The sequence below is a fragment of the Pseudochelatococcus sp. genome, from assembly GCF_050946405.1.
Classification (GTDB): domain Bacteria; phylum Pseudomonadota; class Alphaproteobacteria; order Rhizobiales; family Beijerinckiaceae; genus Pseudochelatococcus.
Map to the genome: position 1 here is coordinate 9849 of NZ_JBMNUS010000019.1, position 24379 is coordinate 34227.

Consider the following 24379-nt stretch of genomic DNA (forward strand, 5'->3'; position numbering starts at 1 on the left):
CGGGGTTCCCGGTGGTCGCTGATCGCGGGGGCGCATGCTCCCCGCGCGCGTCCGCTCGGTCTTTTGCCCCCAGTCAAGTCATGGGGTTATAGCCGAATGTCTTCTTCATCAGATGTGATTGTCGCCGCTCTGGGCCTGCCGCGCATCGGCCCGCGCCGCGAACTGAAAACCGCTCTCGAAAGCTACTGGTCCGGCAAGACCGGATCGGACGATCTGTCCGCGGTGGCGGCGGGCTTGCGCGCCGACAACTGGGCGTGGCAGCGCCGCGCCGGCGTCACGCATATCGCGTCGAACGATTTCTCCTTCTACGATCAGGTGCTCGACACCGCGGTGACGGTCGGCGCGATTCCGGCGCTTTACGGCTGGAAGGGCGGCGAGGTATCGCTCGACACCTATTTCGCGCTGGCGCGGGGCACGCAGGGCCAAGGCCACAGCCAAGGACACGGCGAGGGCGAGGCGTGCGGATGCGCCGGCGATGCGGCGGGAGTGGCCGAAGGGCTGCCGGCGCTCGAAATGACCAAGTGGTTCGATACGAACTACCACTATCTGGTGCCGGAGTTCTCGCGCGGTCAGGAATTCTCGCTCGCCTCGACCAAGATCGTCGACGAGTTCCGCGAGGCCAAGGCGCTCGGCTACCACACCCGCCCCGTGCTGGTCGGGCCGGTGACGTTCCTGTCGCTCGGCAAGAGCCGCGACGGGGATGTCGATCCGCTGTCGCTGCTGCCGGGCCTGTTGCCGGTCTATACGGAGATCCTGCGCCGCCTCGCCGCCCACGGCGCCGACTGGGTGCAGATCGACGAGCCGGTGCTGTCGCTCGACATCGGCGACGCCACGCGTCAGGCCATCGCCTCGGCCTATGACATGTTCGCCCGCGCCGTGCCCGGCCTCAAGATCCAGCTCACGAGCTACTTCGGCGCGCTCGGCGACAACCTCGCCACCGCGCTGGCGCTGCCGGTGGCGGCGCTGCATCTCGATCTCGCCCGCGCGCCCGAACAGCTCGACGATGTTGTCAGGCGGGCGCCCGCCGGCCTTGCCCTGTCGCTCGGCGTCATCGACGGCCGCAACGTGTGGCGCGCCGACCTGTCGGCGATCCTCGACCGCATCGAGCCCGTCGCGGCGAAGCGCGGCACCGATCACCTGATCGTCTCGCCCTCCTGTTCGCTGCTGCACGTTCCCTACGACCTCGACGCGGAAACGGGGCTCGACGCCGAACTGAAGAGCTGGCTGGCCTTCGCCGCCCAGAAGCTCGACGAACTGTCGATTCTCGGCCGCGCGCTGTCACGCGGGCGCGAGGCGGTGAAGGAGGAGCTTGCGGCCTCCGACGCGGCGGTGGCGGCGCGGGCGGCGTCTCCCCGCATCCACAGCGCGGCGGTGGCGGCGCGCCTTGCGGCCGTGCGGCCCGAGGATGCGCGGCGCGCGCACCCGTTCTCCCAACGGCGCGAGGCGCAGCATGCGGCGCTCGGCCTGCCGCTCTTCCCCACGACGACCATCGGCTCCTTCCCGCAGACGGCGGAAGTGCGCAAGGCCCGCGCCGCCCACGCGCGCGGCGAGCTGGACGACGCGGGTTACGACGCGTTCCTGCGCGACGAGACGGCGAAGGCGATTCGCTGGCAGGACGAGATCGGCCTCGACGTGCCGGTGCACGGCGAGTTCGAGCGCAACGACATGGTGCAGTATTTCGGCGAGCTGCTGGACGGCTATGCCTTCACCAGGGCCGGCTGGGTGCAAAGCTACGGCTCGCGCTGCGTGCGCCCGCCGATCATCTTCGGCGACGTCTCGCGCCCCAGGCCCATGTCGGTGGAATGGAGCGCCTATGCCCAGTCGCTCACCGACAGGCCCGTGAAGGGCATGCTGACCGGCCCCATCACCATGCTGCAATGGTCCTTCGTGCGTGACGACCTGCCGCGCGCCGATGTCTGCCGCCAGATCGCGCTGGCGCTGCGCGACGAGGTGAACGACCTGGAGGCCGCCGGCATCCGCGTCATCCAGATCGACGAGCCGGCGATCCGCGAGGGGCTGCCGCTGCGCAAGGCCGACTGGGCGCATTATCTGGATTGGGCGGTGGAGAGTTTCCGCCTCGCGTCGTCCGGCGTGCGCGACGAGACGCAGATCCACACGCACATGTGCTACTCGGAGTTCAACGACATCATCGACGCCATCGGCGCGATGGATGCCGACGTGATCTCCATCGAGACCTCGCGCTCGAAGATGGAGCTGCTCGACGCCTTCACCACCTATCGCTATCCGAACGAGATCGGGCCGGGGGTGTACGACATCCATTCGCCGCGCGTGCCGTCCGTCGCGGAGATGGTGGAACTGCTGGAGAAGGCCCGCGAGCGCCTTGCCGACGATCAGATCTGGGTCAATCCCGATTGCGGCCTGAAGACCCGCAAATGGGAGGAAGCGCGCCCGGCGCTCGTCAACATGGTGGCGGCGGCGCGCATCCTGCGCCAGAAGGAAGCGGAATGATCAGGCGAACAACGCCGCGATGAGTTTCGCGGTTTCCGGTCCGGGCGCGGGCAGGTTTTTTCCCGCCAGCTCCCGGACCGGGCGGATGCCGAGGCTGCTGGTGAGGGCGATTTCATCCGCCGGCATGAGATCGTGGAGGGTGAGGGGCGCCTCTCGCCCTCCCGCTTCAAGGATGCGCGCGCGGGTGATGCCGGGCAGCGCGCCTTCCGTCACCGGCGGCGTGAGCCACTCGCCGCCGATCAGCGCGAAGACGTTGGCGGCGGTCGCCTCCGCGATTCGCCCCGCCGTGTTCGGCAGCAGGGCGTCGTCGGCGTTGAGATCGCGCGCTTCGAGGCGGGCGATGATGCCGTCGAGACAATTGAGGCTCTTGATGCCGGCGAGCGGCGAGTGCTCGTTGCGGCGCGTGCGTGTCGCCATGATGACGCGCGCGGGCGCGGCGGGCGGCGCGGCGGGAAAGGCCGCGATCAGCAGCGTGGGGGAGGGTGCTTGCGGCGGCAGCAGCCCGCGCGGGCCTGAACCGCGCGTGAGGGTGAGACGCAGGGAGCCGGCCTGAAGCGCATTGGCGGCGATGACGGCGGCCATGGCGGCGGCGATATCCGCCGTCGGCATGGGAAGCCCGATCACCGATGCGCCGTGCGCGAGGCGCGCGAGGTGGCGCCCGGCCTGCTGCACGCGCCCCTGCGCGATGCGGATCGTCTCATAGAGCCCGTCGCCGAGCAGAAATCCCCTGTCGTCCAGGGCCAGCGCCTTTTGCGCGCCGTCGATCAGCGATCCGTCAAGCCAGCAGATCATGGCGCGTCTCCGGTCAGCGCCCGCAGGAGCGGCCGCATCTTCAGCGAGGCTTCGTCGTATTCGTCGGCGGGAACCGAATCGGCGACGATGCCGCCGCCCGCCTGCGCGATCAGCGTGTCGCGGCTGCGCACCAGCGTGCGGATGGCGATGGAACTGTCCATCGTGCCGTCGAAGCCGATGCGGACGACGGAGCCGAAGCACACGCCGCGCCGGTGTCCCTCCAGCTCCGCGATGATCTCCATCGCGCGGATTTTCGGCGCGCCGGTGATCGAGCCGCCGGGAAAGCAGGCGCGCAGCAGGTCAACGGCGTCGAGGCCGGACTTGAGCCGCCCGGTGACGGCGGAAACGAGATGATGCACGGAGGCGAAGGTCTCGACTTCCATCAGCGAGGACACGGCGACGCTGCCCTGCGCGCAGATGCGCCCGAGATCGTTGCGCATCAGATCCACGATCATCAGGTTTTCCGCCCGGTCCTTGGCGCTGGCGGCCAGCATCGCGGCGAGCGCGGCGTCGCGGGCGGGATCGGCGTCGCGCCGCATCGTGCCCTTGATGGGCCGGGTCTCGACATGGCCGTCGCCGTCGAGTGCAAGAAACCGCTCCGGCGAGGCGGAAAGCACGCTCACATCCGCGCCGCAGCGCAGAAAGGCGGAGAAGGGCGCGGGGCTGAGCGCCCGCAGCCGCCGGTAGAGCGTGAAATCGTCGAGGCCGGCGGGCAAGGCCGCCAGCGCGCGCCGGGTGAGGTTCGCCTGAAAGACATCGCCGGCGCGGATATAATCCACCACCCGCGCGACGGCGGCCTCGGCATCGGCGCGCGACCGGTCTTCCCGCCATGCGCCGCGGACCGACCAGTCGACCGGCGCGGGCGCCTCCGCGGATGCGAGGCGGGCGAGGATATGCGCCTCGCGAGCCGCCGCGCGCTCCGCTCGCCGCGCCGCGTCCGTCTCCGGCAGGCCGGTGCTGACCAGAAAAGACGCGCGCGCGCGGTGATCGAAAACGATGGCGCAGTCGTAAAGCCCGATCACCATTTCCGGCACGGCATGCGGATCGTCGGGCAGAGGCGGGAAGCGGTCGGCGTGGCGGCCCGTCTCGTAGGCGAGATAGCCGATCGCCCCGCCGCAGAAAGGCATGCCGGGGAAGGATTCGAACCCTCGCCATGGCGACAGCGCCCGCTGCAACGCCGCGAACGGATCGCCGGCCACCGGCTGGCCGTCGATGGCGACGCCGCGTTCGTCCGCGACGATGACGGCGAACGGCTCGCAGGCGATGAACGAAAACCGGCTGCGCACATCGCCGACGGCCGCGCTGTCGAGCAGCGCGGCCACGGGATCGCCGGCGAATGGAAGGAACGCGGCCGGCGGTTCGCCGTAGGGGAGGGGCGTGATGCGCAAGGCCGGATCAATCCCAGCTCAGCGCGCCGCCGTTCTGATACTCGATGACGCGCGTCTCGAAGAAGTTCTTCTCCTTCTTGAGATCCATCGCCTCCGACATCCACGGGAACGGGTTTTCGGCCGGCGCGAACACCGGCGCAAGACCGAGCTGGGCGCAGCGGCGGTTGGCGATGAAATGCATGTACTGCTCGCACAGGCCCGCGTTGAGCCCCAGAAAGCCGCGCGGCATGGTTTCGCGCCCGTAGGCGGCTTCCAGCTCGGCGGCTTCCGCCAGCATGGTGCGCACTTCCTTCCGGAAGGCGTCGGTCCACAGGTGCGGATTCTCGGCCTTGATCTGGTTGATCACGTCGATGCCGAAGTTCAGATGGATCGATTCGTCGCGCAGGATGTACTGATACTGCTCCGCGATGCCGACCATCTTGTTGCGCCGCCCCAGCGACAGGATCTGCGCAAAGCCGGTGTAGAACCACATGCCCTCGAACACGACATAGAACGCCACGAGATCGCGCAGGAACGCCTGATCCTTGTCCGGCGTGCCGGTGGTGAAGGCGGGATCGTCGAGATGCTGCGTGTAGGAAAGCGCCCACGCCGCCTTGTCGGTGATGGAGGGCACCTCGCGGTACATGTTGAACAGCTCGCCCTCGTCAAGGCCGAGGCTCTCCACGATGTACTGGAAGGTATGCGTGTGCACCGCCTCCTCGAATGCCTGCCGCAGCAGGTATTGCCGGCATTCGGGGTTGGTCAGGTGGCGGTAGATCGCCAGCACGATGTTGTTGGCGACAAGGCTCTCGGAGGCCGCGAAGAAGCCGAGATTGCGCTTGATCGCGTGGCGCTCGTCCGGCGTGAGGCCGTTGGGCGACTTCCACAGGGCGATATCCGCCTGCATGGAAACCTCGGTCGGCATCCAGTGGTTGTTGCAGGCGGCCAGGTATTTCTCCCAGGCCCAATGATATTTGAGCGGCAGGAGCTGGTTCACGTCGGCGCGGCAATTGATCATCGCCTTGTCGTCGACCGTGACGCGGGCCGCGTTGCGGTCGATGGCGCCAAGTCCAGTCGCGTCAAGTCCAGTCGCGTCAAGATCGGCCGCATCGAGCGTGGGCGCAAGGCCGGCGGCCTTGCGGGGAGTGGCGGGTTCCGACCAGTCGAGCATGTTTTTCTTCCTTCTTGGTTTTTACCGGCGGTTACTGGCAGGCTTCGCATTCCGGGTCGTCGAGCAGGCACGCCCTGGCGGGCGCAACGCCGTCGAGCCGGATATCGTCGGCGCGGGCGGGCGCGACGGTCTGCGCCGCCGCGGCAGGCGTGACCGAAACCGCGTTCAGCTTGCCGTCGGTGCCCTTCAGGGTCGATTTCTCGACATGGGTCGCGGAGGTGGAACGCAGGTAGTAGGTCGTCTTGAGACCCTTGCGCCACGCGAGGCGATAAAGCTCGTCGAGCTTCTTGCCGGACGGATTGGCGATGTAGAGGTTGAGCGACTGCGCCTGGTCGATCCACTTCTGGCGGCGCGAGGCGGCCTCGATCAGCCAGGCCGAATCGATCTCGAAGGCGGTCGCATAGAGCGCCTTGAGGTCGTCCGGCACGCGGTCGATCTGGCCGAGCGAGCCGTCGAAATACTTGAGGTCGGACACCATCACCTCGTCCCACAGGCCGCGTTCCTTGAGGTCGCGCACGAGAAGAGCGTTCACCACGGTGAAATCGCCCGACATGTTCGATTTCACGTAAAGGTTCTGGTACGCGGGCTCGATGGACTGCGCCACGCCGCAGATGTTGGAGATGGTGGCGGTGGGCGCGATGGCCATCGTGTTGGAGTTGCGGATGCCGGCGCGAATCACCTGCGCGCGCAGCCCCTCCCAATCGAGCGTCGAGGAGCGGTCCATGTCGAGCGTGCCGCCGCGGGCCTCATCGAGAAGCGCGATCGAATCGATCGGCAGGATGCCCTGCGACCACAGCGAGCCCTCGAAGGAGGCATAGCGCCCGCGCTCGATGGCAAGATCGGACGACGCCTTGATGGCGTGGAAGCTGATCGCCTCCATGCTCTCGTCGGCGAACCGCACCGCCGCCTCGCTCTCGTAGGGAATGCGCAACATCTGCAACGCATCCTGAAAACCCATCAGGCCGAGGCCCACCGGGCGGTGGCGCAGGTTGGAATGGCGCGCCTCCGGGATGGTGTAGAAATTGATGTCGATCACGTTGTCGAGCATGCGCATCGCCACGCGGGCGGTGCGCGCCAGATGCGCGTGATCGAGGCCGTTTTCCGTGATGTGGTTGACGAGGTTGATCGAGCCGAGGTTGCACACGGCCACTTCCGTCGCCGAGGTGTTCAGCGTGATCTCGGTGCAGAGATTGGACGAATGCACCACGCCCGCGTGCTGCTGCGGCGAGCGCAGGTTGCACGGATCCTTGAACGTCATCCACGGATGCCCGGTCTCGAACAGCATGGTGAGCATCCTGCGCCACAGGTCGAGCGCGCGCACCTTGCGGAACACGGCGATCTCGCCGCGCTGCGCCTTTTCCTCGTAGGCTTCGTAGGCCGTCCTGAAGGCGGGGCCGTAAAGGTCGTGCAGCTCGGGCGTCTCGTCGGGCGAGAACAGCGTCCAGTGGCTGTCGGCCGCGACGCGCTCCATGAACAGGTCGGGAATCCAGTTCGACGTGTTCATGTCGTGCGTGCGGCGGCGGTCGTCGCCGGTGTTCTTGCGCAGGTCGAGGAATTCCTCGATGTCGACGTGCCACGTTTCCAGATAGGCGCAGACCGCGCCCTTGCGCTTGCCGCCCTGGTTGACGGCGATGGCCGTGTCGTTCGCCACCTTGAGGAACGGCACCACGCCCTGCGACTGGCCGTTGGTGCCCTTGATGTGGGCGCCGAGGCCGCGCACCCGCGTCCAGTCGTTGCCGAGGCCGCCGGAATATTTGGCCAGCAGCGCGTTGTCCTTGATGGCCTTGAAGATGCCTTCGAGATCGTCCGACACCGTGGTGAGGAAGCACGACGACAGTTGCGGCCGCAGCGTGCCGGCGTTGAACAGCGTCGGCGTGGAGGCCATGAAATCGAACGACGACAGCAGGTCGTAGAATTCGATCGCCTTTTCCTCGCGGTCGATCTCGCGCAGCGCCAGCCCCATGGCGACGCGCATGAAGAACGCCTGCGGCAGCTCGAATCGCGTGCCGTGGTCATGCAGGAAATAGCGGTCGTAAAGCGTTTGCAGGCCGAGGAACTGGAACTGCCGGTCGCGCTCGGGTTTCAGCGCCGCCGCGATCTTTGTCAGGTCGAATCGCCCGAGTTCCGGGTCGATCAGTTCGGCCGCGATTCCCTTGGCGATGAAGCCGGGGAAATAGGCGGCGTAGTGGTCGCCGGTCGCGGCCTCCGACGCCTCGCGCGCGTTGCCGAGCACATAGGTGAGCGCCTCGCGGCGCAACTTGTCGAGCAGCAGGCGCGCGGAGACATAGGCATAGTTCGGCTCGGTCTCGACCAGCGTGCGCGCGGCCATGATCTGCGCCAGCGACAGCTCTTCCGACGAGATGCCGTCATAGAGATTGCGCCGGGTTTCGGTGAGCACGGTGTCGGCCGAGGTGCCGTCGAGCCCGGCGCAGGCGTCGGTGATGACGCGCGCAAGCCGCGCCGCATCGAGCGGCGACAGGCTGCCGTCGCTGGCGCGCACGTTGAGCGTGACGACGGGCGTGCCCTCGCGCCGCGCTTTCTCGGCCCGTTCCTTCGCCCGTTCCTCGCGATAGAGCACGTAGGCGCGCGCGACCTTGTGATGGCCGCCGCGCATCAGCGCCAGTTCCACCTGATCCTGAATGTCTTCTATATGGAGGGCGCGCTCGCCGTCGACGCGCCGCGTGAGGGCGGTGACGACCTGCTCCGTCAGTTCCTCCACGATTTCGTGCACGCGCCGCGAGGCAGCCGCCTGATTGCCTTCCACCGCCAGAAACGCCTTGGTGACGGCGACGGAAATCTTGGACGCGTTGAACGGCGACAGCGCGCCGTTGCGGCGGATGACGGAGAACGCCAGGGCGCCGGCGGCGCCCGCAGGCGCGGCCTGGGCGGCGCCGGCTGACGAGGTGGCCGGAAAAGTCTTCCGGGAGGGGCTATCGGGTGACAGAGACATCGGCCTGTTCCTGCTCAAAGCTTTCGAATCGTCTTTTATAAAAGCTGATGACGGCCGGAAGCCCGCGCGCCTGCCGGTCTTTCCGGCGGCTGCGATCGGGCGGAACCCGTTACCGCATCAGGAAACCTTGTCGTTTGGACGCCTTACACGGATTCGCGTCGGCGCCAACGGCGCCGTCACGGCACAACGAGCCGGCGATCGCTGCCGCCGACTTTCCATACGCACGCCGCGCCAAAGGGCAGCCGCCGGGATGCGCGTGATCTTCAGATGCATGTCGCGCTCCCTCACTGACACTATATATAGTGTCAGTGTCGCCTGTGTTGGTCAATAGCTTGTGGGGCTGTCCACGATGTTATCCACGGCGGCCTCATCGGCGGAAAGGCGCGATGGCGGCGGGCGAATGCGGTATCATGGCGCGGCGGCGCGCGGGTGTGTCCGGGCGGATAACGGATCCAACCGGATATCACGTCCGCGCCCGCGAGTCTGCGCCGGTAAGTCTGCGCCGGCGCGCGAAGGGGAGGCGGGGCTGTGAATTACGGGAGTTGCCGGGAAAACAGACGGGCCGGCGCGGTTGCGCGCGGGGGCGTCGTGCGCGTCTTTCTGGCGGCATTGCTCGCGGTGGCGGCGGCTCCGGCCGGTGCGCATGGCGCGGCGGCGCTTGAGCGGTCTCCGTGCCGGGATCTGTCCTTCGCCGGTGTGGCGCATACCGTTTGCGAGATCGACCTGCGGCGCTACCGTATCGATCTGCACTGGCGTGACGCGGACGGGCGGCCCTATGGCTCGCTGGGCGCGCTCGAGCGCGCGCTGGCGGGGCAGGGGCGGCGGATCGTCGTCAGCATGAACGCGGGCATGTATGAAGAGGATCTGTCGCCGGCGGGGCTGTTCGTGAAGGCGGGGCAGACGCAGCACCCGGTCAATACCCGCAAGGGCGGCGGCAATTTTTATATGAAGCCGAACGGCATCTTCTTCATTCACCGCGGCGGCGCGGGCGTGGCCGAGACGCAGGCGTTCCTGCATCGCCGCATCCGGGCGGAGATCGCCACGCAGTCCGGCCCGCTTCTCGTGACAGCCGGGCGCCTTCATCCGCGCTTCAAGGCGGACGGCGATTCGCGAAAGATCCGCAACGGCGTCGGCGTGCGGCGGGATGGCGTCGTGGTGCTGGCCATCTCGCGGCAGGGAATCAGCTTCGGCCGGTTCGCGGAGCTGTTTCGGGATGTCTTGCGCTGTCCCGATGCGCTTTATCTGGATGGCAGCGTGTCGCGCCTGTCCGTCGACGGCGCGGCGGGGACGAGCCTGTCGCCGGAAATCGGCGGTTTTCTGAGCAGAAAAATCGGCCCGATAATAAGCGTCGAGGAGCGGAACTCCGCCTCCGCCAAGTTTTAAGGTGTTTGAACGGCGCGCAAGGCGTGGCGTGTGCTTCTACATATTGCAGGTGCGAACGTGATAGCGCGTGCGACCGGCGGTGAAGCACGCCGGAACGGGGGATTTATGCGCCAGCCGGAAATGACGGAGGGCATCGATATACTTGTCGGTCCCTTTCCGCGCGGGAACGGCGTGCCGTCACCTGAAGCGTGGCATTTATTACTTAATTATAGAAAAAAACTACTCCTATACAGCGCCAGGTCGTCGTCATAATCAGGGCTGGATAGGGATTTATTCTTGTTTTTGAAATCAAAAATCATGTATAAATTTCAATGAATAATTGTATTATTGAAGTAATATCGATGTTGATCTCTGTCATATGCTTTGTGTGTTTGCATGATATTGCCATTCACCGCTGAAGTAGACTATGGTGAGTTTGATTTCGATTTGGATGGCTGTAATGTATGTTGTTGTCGATCAGCGGCAGATCGTGACGGATGGCTACGTTGCGGGGTTTGACCGGGAAGGGCTGCCGTCGCTGGGTTTCAATGCAGGAGACTTTCGGGAGTGGCTGACGGCGGCTTCCGGTCCCGATCTGGGGTGCGTTCAGGGGTTCCTGCTCGGCGATTTCGATGGCCGCATGTCATGTGCCGACATGATCCGCACGCATTGTCGTGCTCCCATTATCGCGCTGAACGAGACCCGTTCGCTTGAGCAGACCTTGCAGTTGTTCACGAGCGGCATCGACGATGTGGTTCGCAAGCCGGTGCACGTGCGGGAGATCCTGGCGCGCGTGGATGCCATCTGGCGGCGCATCAACAGCAACGCCGAGGCCGTGCCGAGCCGCAAGGGCATCCAGGTGTTCTTCGACGGCCGGGATCCCGAGATTGACGGCGAAAAGTTCGTTCTGCCGCGCCGCGAGCGCCACATCCTTGAGTATCTGGTGAGAAATCGCGGCAGGCGCGTCAGCAAGGCCCAGATATTCAACGCGATCTACGGCATATTCAACGAGAATGTCGAAGAGAACGTCGTCGAGGGGCATATGAGCAAGCTGCGCAAGAAATTGCGCATGCGTCTCGGCTATGATCCGATCGAGGCGAAAAGGTATCTGGGTTACACTTACGTCGGCTGAGGTTCGGCGTTCCGCACGGGCGGCAGGGACCGGCGGTCTTCTTGAAATGAATGACGAGATGGCGCGTTTGCCGGTCCGGTGCGATCGGTGAGCGCGCCATTTTTGTTTTTCGACTGCGGATTGCCGATTGGAGGCCCTCCGCGTTTCGCTGAAACGCAAAATCCTTTCACTTTTTGATTTTGAGCCAATTCTGATCGATTGAATGACTTCACTTGATCGGAAAGCGCTCCAGATGCCGGCGGGAGCGGAAGGATGTGCTGCGGATGCACTGCCATCGTCGGCAGCGGGAGCGAACTGTCACGCCCGTCCGGCATACCGCGCAGATCACTGGAGAATTACCCGAAGGATCGCGAGCCACGGGCCTCTCAGTTGGCGGCCGTCGCATCGTGACACTCCCGCTATTTCGCATGAAAAAAGTGGAAACGCGGCTTGTTTTTTTGATCGGTTCTAATTTATAATCATTTTAGAAAGGGCGATGGAGCTGGCGCCCGCATCCTGTTCCGGGTGGCACGGATTGTCACACGCTGGGTAAATTGAGGAGAACGACCATGACGACGACGACTTCCTGCACGAGCTGCGTATTTTTCGACGACAACACGAAGCAGACCGCTGCGGCTGCCGAGGCCGGCGTTTGCCGCTTCAATCCGCCTGCGCCGCAGTCCGGCGTTGAATCCAAGTCGCTCTGGCCGGTTGTGACGGCTGAAGACTGGTGCGGCCACTTCACGGCGCAGCGGGTTGCCGCCCGCGCGGCGTAAGGGCGGTGCATCCGCCGGAGATTTTCGGCGCGGCATTTTTTGCTGAACGCGGGGCGGCCCAGGCTGCCCCGTGTTCGTTCAGCGTATCGCATGCCGGATGAGGCATTCTTCGTCATGATTTTGCTTGGCGGGCACGTTGAAAAGCGCTATCAGAACGTTCTGCCGTAGTGCAGGCTGCGGGCGTAGTTCAGTGGTAGAACGACAGCTTCCCAAGCTGTATGTCGTGGGTTCGATTCCCATCGCCCGCTCCAGTTTTCAATAGCGTTCACAACACCTTGCGCCATAAGGCGGCCGCGCCGGGAAGCGAACCCGAGCGGAACGGATGACGCCGTTTCGGGGCTTTCGCCGCATAGAGTCCCGGAAGACGCTCGTTGCGGGGATCGGCAAGTCTCGCGTGGCAGCCTTCGCCGATCGGTTCGGTTCAGCCTTGACCATGCACGCTGAAGCATTTCGGCGAAACGCCGAACTTCTCTATCTTATTGATTCAACGCGTTTTCTTCACGCAAAGCGGTATCCGCTTCGCTTGAAAACGCTTTATCTGCCCGGACAAAGGGCTGCGTGCTTCCGCCTGCCGCTTGCAATTCCATGACGAGCGTTTCGACGAGCCGCGCGGCGGGAAGCTCTCGCGCCAGCGCCGCGCCCTGTCCCGCCCATTGCGCCGCGAATTCGTTGTTGCCTTGTTTGGCCGCCGCCGCATTGAGTTGTTTGGCGGCGTCGTAGGCGACCGGATAGGCCGCCGGCGCGGGGCTTCCCGCCGCTTCGCAATAGGTGATGAAGCGATTGACGATGCCCCGCGCCGGACGCCCTGACAGAACCGGCGTCAACCGCGTCACGTCGGCGCGCTTGCTCTTCAGATTCTCCCGGTAGCCTGCATTCGCCGCCGATTCCGGGCACAGGACGAAAGCCGTGCCGAGCTGCGCGGCGACGGCTCCGAGATCGAGCGCCGCGCGGATGCCCGCGCCGTCCATGATCCCCCCCGCCGCGATCACCGGCAAGCTCGTCTTCGTCACCAGCAGGCGCACCAGGACGGAGGCGCTGAGCTTCTCGTCCACTGCGTCGGGGTCGAACATGCCGCGATGACCGCCGGCCTCGATTCCCTGCGCCACGATCCCATCGATTCCCGCCGCCTCGATCGCTCCGGCTTCGACCGGATTGGTCGCAGTCGCCAGCATCCTGATGCCCGCTTCGCGGAATGCCGCGATCTTGTCCGGCGCGGGAAGGCCGAAGTGGAAGCTGACAATCGCCGGCCGCTCGTCGAGCAGCATGCGAAAAGCTTCCTCGTCCGTGAGAAAGGTCTTGTAAATCTCGTCGAGCCCCGTTGGCGCATCTACGCCGAATTCCGAGAAGAGGGGGGCAAGATGTTTCAGCCAGCCGGCCTCGCGCTTTTCCTCGCGGCGCGCGGGTTCATGGCAGAAGACATTGACGTTGAAGGGCTTGTCGGTGAGCGCGCGGGTCTCCGCGATGGCCTGCCGAGCCTGCGCGGCCGTGCTGGCGCCGATGCCGAGCGAACCCAGTCCGCCGGCATTCGAGACGGCGGCGGCCAGCGCCGGCGTGGAAACGCCGGCCATCGGCGCCTGAACGATGGGCAGGTCGACTCCGAGTATCGTGATCATTTCGTTCTCCCTGATGCGGCCGGCTTGTCGTCAGCGGGGCCGAAGAACGCGTCATGGATGCGGTCGGCCGGACACTCGCCTGCCCCGGCCGGGCCGCTTTCATCGGCGCGATGGTTTGCGGTGAAGGGCCGTCGGCACGGGAGATTCTCCATTCGGAACAGGCATTGACTTTTATTCTTTAAGAAAGAATACATGAATCGATAAATTCTGCAATGGAGAAAATTCCGTGGATCTGGCATCGCTCGCCGTGTTCCGCACCGTGGCCAGGGAGCAGAGCATCACCCGCGCGGCCGAGCTTCTCGGGCGGGTGCCCTCGAACGTCACCACCCGCGTGCAGCAACTCGAGACGGAGATCGGCGTGCCGTTGTTTCAGCGGGACACGAAACGCATGGTGCTCACCGCCGAGGGCGCGGCCTATCTGGACTATGCCGAGCGCATCCTGAATCTTGCGGAAGAGGCGCGGCAGGTCGTCAACCCGGCGGGGCCTGCCGGCGCATTGCGCATCGGCTCGATGGAAGCGACCGCCGCCACCCGGCTGCCCGCGCCGCTGGCGCAATTCAACGCCCGATGGCCGCAGGTAACGATCGATCTTTCGACGGCGCCGACCCGCCAACTCGTCGAGGCGCTGTTCGCGCATCGGATCGACTGCGCTCTGATCGCCACGCCCTCCGGTGAATGGTGGCTCGCTCCCGACGAAGCGGACAACGTGCCGCTGTTCCGGGAGGAACTCGTCCTCCTGCTGCCGCCCGGACATCCGCAGGTGCAGTCTTCGGCGGAGATCAGGCCGCGCGCTCTGGCGGCCTTCGCATCCGGTTGCACCTACCGCATGCTGGCCGAGGCATGGGCGAGGGGAGGGGGCGCCAAGCCCGCGCAGCTCCGGTTTCAGGAGGTCAGGTCCTATCACGCCATGGTCGCCTGCGTCGCGGCGGGGGCCTGTTTCTCGATCATGCCGCGCGGCGTCCTCGATCTCGTGCCGGACGCCGGCCGGTTCACGATCAAGCCGCTGATGACGGTCGATACCTGTCTCGCCAGCCGGCCGGGCTTCAGGACGCCGGCCTTCACCGCGTTTCGGGACACGCTCCGGGCATTTTCGGACATCAGGGAGGGCGGCGATGTCCCGGAGTGAACGTTTCGCGGCCATCGCCGCCGCACTGGTGCTGATGATCGGCATGGGCTTCGGCCGCTTCGCCTTCACCGGCCTTTATCCCCTGATGATTGTCGACAACCGGATCTCGGTCGAAGGCGGCTCCTATGCGGCCTCGGCCAATTATGCCGGCTATCTGATCGGTGCGCTCCTCGCGGGGGGGCTTTCGGGCGGCATGTCGAGCCGCAATCTCTGCGCGTTTTCCGTCATCGCAACGGCCGTCTCGCTGACGCTGCTCGGTGTGCCGCTACCCGAATGGCTGATCGTCACGATCCGCGGCTTCGCCGGGGTATTCAGCGCGGTCGCCATGGTCGCCGCCTCGCACTGGCTGATCCATGATCGCGGGCACCATCACGGGGCCCCGGCGCTGTTCGCCGGTGTCGGCGCCGGCATCCTGCTGTCCGCCGAGATCATCGCCGCCGGGCATGCCGCGGCGCTGTCGAGCGGTCCGATCTGGCTGCTGCTCGGGGCCTCCGCTCTCGTGCTCGCCGCAGTCACGGTCGTCATGCAGGCCCGCGCGGACCGATTGAAGCCGGCGGCGCCGGAATCGGCGCGCCCGGCCGATGACGGCGCTCTTGTCCCGTTCGGGGCAACCCGGCTCATCCTCGTCTACGGCCTTGCCGGTTTCGGCTACATCATCACCGCGACCTATCTGCCGCTGCTCGTCCGCACGGCGCTCGGCGCGGTCGATCCCGTGCATGTCTGGGCGGTGTTCGGTCTCGGCGCCGTGCCGTCCTGCTTTCTCTGGCATGCGCTGCATGTGCGATGGGGGACCGGGCGCAGCCTCATGGCCAATCTCCTGCTTCAGGCCATCGGCGTCGCTCTTCCCGTGACGCATGCGCCCGCCGCCTACATCGCGAGCGCCGTGCTGGTCGGCGGCACCTTCATGGGCACCGTCACCATCGCCATGCCGGCGGCGCGCAGGGTCGCGGCGAAAGTGCGCTTCAACATGGTCGCCATCATGACGGCATCCTACGGCGTCGGTCAGATCGCGGGGCCGCTGGTGGCAAGCTTTCTGTATGCTCGGATGCGGTCGTTCGACCACTCGCTCCTCCTCGCGGCGGCAGCTCTCGCGCTGGGGGCTCTCCTGTGCGTTCCGGCTTACCCCGCGCGCCGCCTCGTTCGCTGGACGGAAAGGAAGCCCGTAGCCGGCGGTGCTACAGGTTCGGAAAGAAGCCTGCCGAACGGAGAATGAAACCCGCTTCATCAGGTGCCTTCAATGGTCCATATGGACGACGAACGGACGGCCCGCTTTTCGGGGGGCGCGCGCCGGTAAAGCTGGCGTTGGCCCGGACGCGGCATTGACCGACCGCGGCACAAGGAGGCTAGATGGCTCGATGACCATGCCTGAAGATCTCGCCCGATGCCTCGTTCTGAACACCGTAGCGGCCTCACGGGCGCTGCTGAGAGCCGGCGACGCCAGACTGAAGCCCTTCGGCGTCACGGTGCAGCAATTGTCGCTCCTTGCCGCGATCCGCTTCCATCCCGGCCGGCCCGTGATGGCCTTGGCGCAGCTCATCGCGCTGGACAGGACCAGCCTCACCCGGAATCTCGACCTGCTGGAGCATAAGGGCCTGGTCCGGCGCGTGGCCGACACCGCCAACAATGCACGCGTTTGCGAGCTGACGGAGCAGGGAAACCGGCTCCTCGATCGTCTCCTCGTGCTGTGGCGGGAATCTCAAGCCCCTCTCATGGAAGGCATATCACCGGAGGATGCCGAAACATACCTCCGGGTCTCGAAGCGACTGGCCGGCGGATGACGACCGATGTCGATTGCCTTGCAAGCGTAATGTGTATATACACATAAACGAACTTGAAGGGAGTTGACATGTCGGAACCCATCGTCGTCACAGGGCTTGGTGCCGTTTCTCCGCTTGGCGTGGGCGTGGAGGCGAACTGGAGCCGCCTTGTGTCCGGGCAGAGCGGCGTCCGCGCCAATACCCGCTTCGACACCGCCGGCTGGAAATGCCGGGTCGCGGGGCTGGTGCCCACGCATGCCGAAGATGCAAACGGTTTCGATCCGGAGCAGAGCATGGACGCCCGCGACCTGCGCCGAAACGATCTTTTCATCCAATATGCCGTCATGGCCGCGATCGAAGCCCTGAAACAAGCGGGCTGGAACCCTGATGCCGCGGAGGATCGCGCCCGCACCTCGACCGTCATCGGAACGGGGGTTGGCGGCGTTCCGGCCATCACGGCCGCGAGCGAGCTTATTCGCACGGCCGGCGTGCGCCGGCTCTCCCCGTTCGTGGTGCCTTCCTTCCTGCCTAATCTGGCCGCCGGCCAGGTCGCGATCCGGTTCGGCTTTCACGGGCCTGCGGGCTCACCGACGACCGCCTGCGCCGCATCGGCCCAGGCGATCGGCGATGCCATGCGCATGATCCGTGCCGGCGAGGCTGACATAGCCCTCTGTGGAGGTGCGGAGGCCTGCGTCGATCCGGTCGCCATCGGCGGCTTCACGGCTGCGAAGGCGCTGTCCTTCGGCTTCAACGACGAGCCGCATCGCGCCTCACGGCCCTTCGACAGCGATCATGACGGGTTCGTCCTGTCGGAAGGCGCGGCGATGCTGGTGATCGAGCGCTTGAGCCATGCTGAACGGCGGGGCGCGCGGCCGCTTGCCGTTCTGTCGGGCTATGGCACGACGACGGATGCGCATCATGTGACGGCCGGTTGGCCCGATGGCCGCGAGGCCGCCCGTGCGATGGCAATCGCGATAAGGGCGGCGGCGATCGAGCCACACGACATCGGCTACATCAATGCCCATGCAACCTCGACGCCTGTCGGCGATGCCGCCGAACTGGCGGCATTGGAGAAGGTTTTCGGTGCCGGAGCAGCAAGGATTCCGGTCAGTTCGACGAAGTCGGCCACCGGCCACATGCTCGGCGCAGCCGGAGCGATCGAAGCCGTGTTTTCGGTTCTCGCCATTCATCATCAGGTAGCGCCGCCAGGCTTGAACGTCGAGCGGCCGATGCCGGGGGCGGAGGGGTTCAATCTGCTTGCCGATGGCGCACGGCCCTCGAATATCCGGCATGTGCTTTCAAACGCCTTCGGGTTCGGCGGCGTGAACGCTGCCCTGGTCTTCAGCCGGCACCACTGAAAAACGGGTTTCTGGAGATTGTCAGTGCGACGTGCATTCAAGCGGAATCGTCACGCCGCTCTAAAAGTGTTTAGTCCCGGCATTTTGTGGTGCATTATTTAGCCATCAATGGAAGGATGCGCTATGGGACAAATTCTGCACGGGAGCGCCCGAACGACAGAGGCGGTCCGTCGAGCAATACAGAATAGTCAAGAGAGCCTGAGGGCTCTGGCCAAGCGCTACGGGATCAACCAGAAGACTGTAGCGAAGTGGAAGAAGCGGAGCTCGACGGCCGGGCTTCAGGAAAATCGAACGAAAAGAGTCCAACGGCCGCAACGGCCGCCTGATGGCCATGGATGCTCTTCTGCCGAGCGTGCCTGAAATCCGCTACCTCTTGTCCAGATTGCTGCTCAGCCCCCCAATCGGCAAGGCGTTTGTCCTCGCATGGTCGTTCTGGAGACGGCGGCATCAGTTCTGCGCAGCCGTCGCTCACTATCAAAAACAGAGTAATATGCAACTGTAGTATTAGGGAGTCACAAGCTATTGTCCCTGTATATTGTCCCTGTAAAGGTGTGGCCGACGCCCGAAAGTGAGCCATTCCGGTGGTTGGAGGGGCTCGCTGAAATGTATGATAGTGCGCCACGTTGCCTGCAAATGGGTAGCCGTCTGCCGGGTTACGGCGATCCCGAAATGACCCTATCCCCGCGGTTGCGTCCTTACGTTGCGCTCTTTCGTCCTATCTCCGCTGCCGTTCCGAACAAACGGAGACGGCTGGGGACTGTCGTCCGCAAGATCCCTTAGTACGGGCAACTCCGTATCGCGTATCGTCAGGCTGGGCGAGGACGTCACCGAGACGCTGGAGATCGTTCCACGCCAGTGGAAGGTGATCCAGACAGTGCGGGAGAAGTTCAGCTGCCGGGATTGCGAGAAGATCAGCCAGCCGCCGGCGCCGTTCCATCCGACCCCGCGCGGCTTTGCCGGCCCGAACCTGCTGGCGACGATCCTGTTCGAGAAGTTCGGGCAACACAACCCGCTGAACCGGCAGGCCGACCGCTATGGCCGGGAAGGCGTCGATCTCAGTCTGTCCACGCTCGCCGATCAGGTCGGGGCCTGTACCGTAGCGCTGGAGCCGATCCACGCGTTGATCAAGGCCCATGTCATGGCCGGCGAACGCCTTCACGGCGATGACACCACCGTGCCGGTCCTGGCCCGGGGCGGCACGAAGACGGTGCCGTTGTGGACCGTCCGCGACGACCGTCCGTTTGGCGCCATCGCCCCGCCGGCCGCGCTGTTCCACTTCTCCCTCACAAGGGAGAAGGAGCATCCCAACGCGCATCTCGCCAAATGGCAGGGCATTCTGCAGGCGGACGCGTACGGCGGCTACAACGACCTCCACGCCGCGGACCGCAAACCGGGGCCGGTGAGCCGCTCAGCGCCTCGGGCGTCCGGTTCAAGCTTGCCGCCTATGTGAAGGCGGCGGCTGAAACCATGCCGTCACTGCAAACGAAACACGAAACACCGCACAGCTTCCGCCACGCCACTGCCGTCCACCTTGTATCGGCGGGCGTATAGTGATGACAAACCGGCAGTGATAGGTAGACACCCCTCGACGTTGGAAAAGTGGCCTACATGCGCGGGAAGGCAATCTCTGCCATCTTGATGGCACGGGCACCGGACATTATGTTCAGCTCAAGGAGTTTCCAATGGCAGAGCCGCAATTGTCCGTCCGCAGCGCCAAGGCGCGTAATCTGGCCCATCGCCTCGCGCGGCGGGAGAAGCGTTCGATCGCCGATATCGTCGAACGGGCCCTTGAAGCCTACGAAATCCGCGAGACTGGCCGCGAGCCGGCATCTGCTTTTTATGCCCGGGTGTCCGCGAATTCCGGAACCGACATCGATCTCGAATCCGTCATTCGCGAAACACGCCATCCCCACGCGGGGCCGGAGCTTTGATCTTCGTCGACTCCAATGTCATATCGGAGACGCTGCGGAAAACCCCGAACGATGCAGTGATTGCATGGCTCGTGCGGCATGATGCCGAACTTGCCCTTCCGACCGTAACGATCGCTGAAATTGCCTTCGGCATTGCAAAGATACGGCCCGATCAACGGGCGACGCGTCTTGAGCAGGGACTTGCAGATTGGCGCCGCCGCTTTGCCGACAGAATATTCGGGCTCACGGAGGAGGCGGCGTTGGCCTATGGCGAGATTATGGGAGAGGCATCCCGCCAAGGGGTCGGAATGTCGGCACCCGATGGCATGATCGCAGCGATTGCCAAGGTTAACGGCGGGCAACTGGCTACACGCAACCTGAAGGATTTCCTGACGGTTGGCATTAACCTGATATCTCCTTGGGATCTCTGACTCCACGCTCGGGTTCCAGCTGCTACCAGGGCGGGCGTCAGTAGCGACAGATCAAACTATTAGATCGCCACCTCCAACGAATGTCGGTATCGGTGGTTGCGCGCCCCCGCAACCAGTTCCAGCATAAAACACTCGAAATCGACGTGTGATCATATGCTTAGGTCGCCAAAGGGCGGCCTTTCTCATTTTGAGCTAGGCGGAATACCAGCCATCTGCGCCGCCCGGCCCATCTTGCGCGCGAGATCGAGCAGATTGCGCAGCGTTGTGCTTTGATTGTAGGGCAACCAGATGGCCGAGAACCCAAGCTTCCCTCTGCTGATAACAGAATATGCCGCCGGATTTGATATGGTATTCGTGATAATTTTTCTCATCCTGTTTGGTATTTTCAGTTGCTCGGATTTTTCACCAGCTTCCCGGCGCTCGCATTCGTCAGCAGCCGCTTCCCCAGCGCCACCGCTGCTTCCTCATCCGGAACGAAATGAAACGACACCCCGAATGCCTTTCCGACCGCCTGGGCAGCCAGCCGAAGGGGCATTGGCGTTGGTTTCGCCCCCTCAATCACGATCGCTCCCGCGCAATTGCGGATGAAATGCGTTTTGTTGCGCTTGAAGAACAAGGCGCGTGCCTTTTTTGATTCTGGAGGTTCAGCGTCATCGTTGCGAGGCGGGTGATCGGATATCAAGATGAAGGGCGAGTATTCAGCAAGAATGGCCTCCAGTTCAGCTTCGGGGTTATCCTTATGAGGTAATACCGTCTCCCGAAGAAAAACGAGCGGGTATTGGGATTTATCGATTTGCATCTCGTTGCTCCGAAAAATCTGGTGAGCGTCCGAACAAAGCATCTGTGATGCTTGGCTCGTCGGCCAGCCACGTTTGGGAGGGGACGACCGCTCGTCGCGACGCAACCTTCTCATTCGCTTGCATCGTGAGAGGTGTGGGCGCCCGGTGCGCCCGGATTCAGGACATAAAATCGCGCTAAACGGCCAAACCAAATCCGATGTTGGAAACGTGGCGTGATGTATTAGCCAGCCAGCAAGGGGTGAGCGGGGAAATCGGCGTCGTCATTCGTAGCTGGTGATAAAACGGCTAACAGTCGCCCTGGCACGTTGGAGTATGTGAAGAAGACCGGAATCGACCGCGAGCCGTCACCTTGCTTCCGGTTTCAATTGGCGCTGCGGATGCGGGAGAGCGGCACCACGTTGCTTGTCGGCTGACCTTTTTTGTGAGGGCATCGGTCGCCGCAGATATGGAAGACACCCTCTTTGTCGCCGCTCATCTCAGTTGTTGTTTCCGTGAGATAGCGCGCCGGAGTCGTACCGAGCATCCGCCGGAACATGGCGATGAACGCACTCGGACTCTCATATCCCAGGTCGATCGCGATATTCGTCACGGATTCGCCGTCCGCCAGCCTTTGAAGCGCCAGACCGACATGCAGTTGCTGCCGCCAGCGACCGAACGACATGCCCGTCTCCCGCTGGAACAGCCTCGTCAGCGTGCGATTGCTTGCACCGACGCGAGCCCCCCATTCCTCCAGGTTCAACCTGAGTGAAGGATCGTCGATCAGCGTATCGACCAGCCGCTTCAATCTCCGGTCGGCGGGCATGGGGAGACGCAGCGGCTCCACCGGCGCTCTCTCAAGCTCGTCCATAAGGACTGCGGCCAGATGTGCCTCCCGGACATCTCCCTCCGGGTAGCTGTGCGGCTCGTTGACGAAGCGCAGGATCAATTCGCGCAGAAGAGGTTGGACGAACAGAATGCCGCAATCAGCCTGCTGGCTGCGGCTTTCGTCAGGCTCGATATAGAGGTTGCCGATCGACACCTGCCCGGTCGCACGGGCAAAATGGGATACGCCGCCCGGAATCCAGATCGCGCAGTGCGGCGGCACGGTCCAGACACCTTGCGCGGCCTCGACCGTGATGAGTCCCTCTATGACATAGAGCAACTGGTCCTTGCGATGCTTGTGCGGCTCCATCTCGCCGACGAAGGCGAGTTCGATTTTCAGAGCGACGACAGGACGTGCGATAGTATCTGGATAATCATGAGGGGGAAGAACCTGAATGCTCATGGATGATACCTCAACTCTTTCCCTTCCGTCCCACGTTTCTTGACATAGCATGATCCAAGCCGTTTGACTGCTGCAAACCGGTCATGGTTTGCAGAGAAACGGCCACGTATCAGACGGGCCTCGGTGGCGTTAGCGGGTTGACCGGTGCTCGCTTCAGCGTGGCGGTCAGGAGCAAAGCGACGACCCCCACCCAAAAGACGAGGTAGAATCCGTCCACATAGGAAAGCACGGTCGCCTCGCGTGTGATGACAGAAGCGATGCCTGATACGCCGCTGCTGGCGGCGCGCTGAACAACAACAGGCTGTCCGGCCTCTACCCCCGCCTTCAGCATGACGCTGTGAGTATCCAACGAAAGTCGCAATACGAGTGCGATAACGCCCGCCGCTACGCCCGGTGCGAAAAGGCGGGCCAGCGGTGCATAGAACCCGATGGCCGCCGCGTGCGCCGGGTTCATGTTGACGACGATGATCGGGATAATACCCATGAGCGTCAAGCACTCACCGATGGCGAAGATGATAAGGACCGAAACATACTGGTCGGTCCGCCATTCGTTGTTGATGCCGTCGCCGCACCAGGCCGAGGTGAAGACAATGATGCCCAAGCCTGCAATCAACAGCAGGCGTGCGTCCACCCGACGGGCGAGCCACACCGCAAGCGGCGTCATCGCCAGATAGGTGCCGAAGACGATGATGGCGGCTGATCCGGTCTGGAGCGGTTTCAGCTTTCCGATCGCGGCAAGGAAATTCGGGATCAGAATCGAAGTCGGTGCCATCAGCACCCCATAGAGGCAAGCGATCAGGAGCGCCGTGCGAACGTTGTGGTTTCCAAGCGCGGCGAAATCGACGAACGCATCCTTGTGCAGCACGATGGTGACAACGGAGATCGCCAACAGGAGTGCCCCGACGATCAAACATGCCGTTACCACGCCGGAATCGAACCATCCCAGGGTTTCTCCGAGCGAGAATCCGATAAACAGCATGGCCAGGCTCAGGCAGAACATCGCCATGCCACCCCAATCGCTACTATGCAGCTTGTCGTGATCTATCGGCGTCAGGGGAAGCGCCTTCCAGGCCATGAAGGCGATAAGCGGCCCGACGAACGAAGCGGTCCAGTAGATCCATCGCCAATCGATCACATCGACATAGATCCCGGACAGGCCAACACCGACGTCAGTCCCGAACGAAGCGCGCAGGCTGTAGACCGCCATCGCAAACAGCCAGAAGTGAGGCTTCAGGCTGCGCAGCGCCAGTGAAATCGTCAGCGGGAGATAGGTTCCCAGACACAATCCCATTATGACATGCAGGAAAACCAGCGGGCCGTAGCCGTGAACGAAAGGTATCGCGAAGGCCGCCAGTGCGATCGCCAAGCTCGGCACGATGATGACGCGCGCTGGCCCGAATATAAGCGATAGCCAGACGGTGACAGGCATGGTCAGAAGCTGTGCCGCATTCATCGCCGTGCTCAGCCAGACCCCTTCAATGACGTCGAGACCGAACACGCCTCTCAGGTCCGCAAGGGATATTGAAAAAAGCCGCCCCTGCAATGTCGTGAAGCATGCGCCCAGGAAAACGACCGCCACCGTCAATGCAGGATTCGGCGCTTGAGCGCCGCGCAACAGACGGGGGAACCAAGGGACTTCATTGAGCCGCATCGGCATAGCTCTCCTTCGACATGACGAGCGGTTGACGGCCGTAAGCGGCCACTTTCGAGCCGAGCGTGTCGATCCGCACCTCGGCGGACATGCCTGGCCTGAGAAGGTCGAGGTCCGCTTGTCCCGGCTGGAGATCAATGCGCACCGGGATACGCTGAACAACCTTGGTGAAGTTGCCGGTTGCATTGTCTGTCGGAATAAGTGACGATTCGTTGCCGCTCATCGGCGCAATCTCCTCGACACGCCCATGAAAACGATGTCCAGGGAGGGCATCGACTGCAACCTCGACCGGTTGCCCTGCCCGGACATTCTTAAGCTGTGTTTCCTTGTAGTTTGCGATTACGTAGGGTCAGGACCCATTGATTTGAGGTAGCGATTATGATTCATGCTGCCGTGAAGGAGCCTGAATTTGAGTGATTTATTCTGGCTGACGGACGAGCAGATGGCGCGTCTTCAGCCCTATTTTCCGAA

18 protein-coding genes, 1 tRNA gene and 3 pseudogenes are annotated in these 24379 nt (G+C 63.9%); 13 read left to right on the forward strand and 9 right to left on the reverse strand.

Features of this window, described 5'->3' with window-relative positions:
- Positions 1-96 precede the first annotated feature (96 nt).
- Positions 97-2469 carry a 5-methyltetrahydropteroyltriglutamate--homocysteine S-methyltransferase gene (gene metE, locus ACOYJQ_RS18375; RefSeq protein ID WP_433460513.1) on the forward strand — a complete coding sequence of 791 codons (2373 nt, stop codon included), beginning with the start codon at positions 97-99 and terminating at the stop codon, positions 2467-2469.
- On the opposite strand, the gene ACOYJQ_RS18380 is transcribed toward metE, so the two are convergent.
- Genes ACOYJQ_RS18380 through ACOYJQ_RS18395 form a run of 4 tightly spaced genes read right to left on the reverse strand, consistent with a single transcriptional unit; the run spans position 2470 to position 8749 of the window.
- Positions 2470-3261, reverse strand: coding sequence for an aminotransferase class IV (locus ACOYJQ_RS18380; RefSeq protein ID WP_433460514.1), 792 nt, complete (start codon positions 3259-3261; stop codon positions 2470-2472).
- Positions 3258-4649 (reverse strand): aminodeoxychorismate synthase component I, encoded by a 1392-nt coding sequence (gene pabB, locus ACOYJQ_RS18385; RefSeq protein WP_433460515.1) that lies wholly within the window; start codon positions 4647-4649, stop codon positions 3258-3260. The genes ACOYJQ_RS18380 and pabB overlap by 4 nt, the downstream gene beginning before the upstream one ends.
- 7 nt (positions 4650-4656) lie before the next feature.
- On the reverse strand, positions 4657-5799 hold the full coding sequence (locus ACOYJQ_RS18390) for a ribonucleotide-diphosphate reductase subunit beta (protein ID WP_433460517.1): 1143 nt from the start codon (positions 5797-5799) through the stop codon (positions 4657-4659).
- 31 nt (positions 5800-5830) lie between these two features.
- Complete coding sequence (locus tag ACOYJQ_RS18395) at positions 5831-8749, reverse strand: ribonucleoside-diphosphate reductase subunit alpha (protein WP_433460518.1); 2919 nt, start codon at positions 8747-8749, stop codon at positions 5831-5833.
- 528 nt (positions 8750-9277) lie between these two features.
- Between ACOYJQ_RS18395 and ACOYJQ_RS18400 the strand changes: the two genes are divergently transcribed.
- The 4 genes from ACOYJQ_RS18400 to ACOYJQ_RS18415 all read left to right on the forward strand — a co-directional run bounded on the left by ACOYJQ_RS18400 (position 9278) and on the right by ACOYJQ_RS18415 (position 12249).
- Positions 9278-10132 carry a phosphodiester glycosidase family protein gene (locus ACOYJQ_RS18400; RefSeq protein ID WP_433460520.1) on the forward strand — a complete coding sequence of 285 codons (855 nt, stop codon included), beginning with the start codon at positions 9278-9280 and terminating at the stop codon, positions 10130-10132.
- Positions 10133-10571: 439 nt separating this feature from the next.
- On the forward strand, positions 10572-11243 hold the full coding sequence (locus ACOYJQ_RS18405; RefSeq protein WP_433460537.1) for a response regulator transcription factor: 672 nt from the start codon (positions 10572-10574) through the stop codon (positions 11241-11243).
- A gap of 548 nt (positions 11244-11791) precedes the next feature.
- Positions 11792-11998 (forward strand): hypothetical protein, encoded by a 207-nt coding sequence (locus ACOYJQ_RS18410; protein ID WP_433460521.1) that lies wholly within the window; start codon positions 11792-11794, stop codon positions 11996-11998.
- Between the two features lie 176 nt (positions 11999-12174).
- A tRNA-Gly gene (locus ACOYJQ_RS18415) sits at positions 12175-12249 on the forward strand.
- Between the two features lie 225 nt (positions 12250-12474).
- Here the strand turns inward: ACOYJQ_RS18415 and ACOYJQ_RS18420 are convergent.
- The gene (locus tag ACOYJQ_RS18420; RefSeq protein WP_433460522.1) at positions 12475-13611 is read right to left on the reverse strand and encodes an NAD(P)H-dependent flavin oxidoreductase; all 1137 of its coding nucleotides are present in this window, start codon (positions 13609-13611) and stop codon (positions 12475-12477) included.
- A gap of 226 nt (positions 13612-13837) precedes the next feature.
- On the opposite strand from ACOYJQ_RS18420, the gene ACOYJQ_RS18425 reads away from it, so the two are divergent.
- From ACOYJQ_RS18425 to ACOYJQ_RS18460, 8 genes and pseudogenes are all read left to right on the forward strand, one after another.
- On the forward strand, positions 13838-14737 hold the full coding sequence (locus ACOYJQ_RS18425; protein ID WP_433460523.1) for a LysR substrate-binding domain-containing protein: 900 nt from the start codon (positions 13838-13840) through the stop codon (positions 14735-14737).
- Positions 14724-15950 carry a YbfB/YjiJ family MFS transporter gene (locus tag ACOYJQ_RS18430; RefSeq protein WP_433460524.1) on the forward strand — a complete coding sequence of 409 codons (1227 nt, stop codon included), beginning with the start codon at positions 14724-14726 and terminating at the stop codon, positions 15948-15950. The genes ACOYJQ_RS18425 and ACOYJQ_RS18430 overlap by 14 nt, the downstream gene beginning before the upstream one ends.
- Before the next feature lie 142 nt (positions 15951-16092).
- Positions 16093-16515, forward strand: a complete 423-nt coding sequence (locus tag ACOYJQ_RS18435) for a MarR family winged helix-turn-helix transcriptional regulator (protein ID WP_433460525.1) — start codon at positions 16093-16095, stop codon at positions 16513-16515.
- A 68-nt stretch (positions 16516-16583) separates the two neighbouring features.
- A complete protein-coding gene (gene fabF / locus ACOYJQ_RS18440; protein ID WP_433460526.1) occupies positions 16584-17852 on the forward strand; it encodes a beta-ketoacyl-ACP synthase II in 1269 nt (422 codons plus the stop codon).
- A gap of 123 nt (positions 17853-17975) precedes the next feature.
- Positions 17976-18125, forward strand: a pseudogene (locus ACOYJQ_RS18445) (helix-turn-helix domain-containing protein); the annotation flags it as partial.
- A gap of 526 nt (positions 18126-18651) precedes the next feature.
- A pseudogene (tnpC, locus tag ACOYJQ_RS18450) lies at positions 18652-19257 on the forward strand (IS66 family transposase); the annotation flags it as partial.
- Between the two features lie 277 nt (positions 19258-19534).
- Complete coding sequence (locus ACOYJQ_RS18455) at positions 19535-19783, forward strand: type II toxin-antitoxin system VapB family antitoxin (RefSeq protein ID WP_433460527.1); 249 nt, start codon at positions 19535-19537, stop codon at positions 19781-19783.
- Entirely contained in the window at positions 19780-20193 is a 414-nt protein-coding gene (locus ACOYJQ_RS18460) for a type II toxin-antitoxin system VapC family toxin (protein ID WP_433460529.1), read from the forward strand. The genes ACOYJQ_RS18455 and ACOYJQ_RS18460 overlap by 4 nt, the downstream gene beginning before the upstream one ends.
- Before the next feature lie 385 nt (positions 20194-20578).
- On the opposite strand, the gene ACOYJQ_RS18465 is transcribed toward ACOYJQ_RS18460, so the two are convergent.
- From ACOYJQ_RS18465 to ACOYJQ_RS18480, 4 genes and pseudogenes are all read right to left on the reverse strand, one after another.
- Positions 20579-20992, reverse strand: coding sequence for a hypothetical protein (locus ACOYJQ_RS18465; protein WP_433460531.1), 414 nt, complete (start codon positions 20990-20992; stop codon positions 20579-20581).
- Between the two features lie 362 nt (positions 20993-21354).
- Entirely contained in the window at positions 21355-22257 is a 903-nt protein-coding gene (locus tag ACOYJQ_RS18470; RefSeq protein WP_433460533.1) for a helix-turn-helix domain-containing protein, read from the reverse strand.
- Between the two features lie 109 nt (positions 22258-22366).
- Positions 22367-23908: an MFS transporter gene (locus ACOYJQ_RS18475; protein ID WP_433460534.1), complete on the reverse strand. Its 1542-nt coding sequence runs from the start codon at positions 23906-23908 to the stop codon at positions 22367-22369.
- Positions 23895-24254, reverse strand: a pseudogene (locus tag ACOYJQ_RS18480) (HlyD family secretion protein); the annotation flags it as partial. The pseudogene ACOYJQ_RS18480 and the gene ACOYJQ_RS18475, both read right to left, overlap by 14 nt.
- Between the last annotated feature and the right edge of the window lie 125 nt (positions 24255-24379).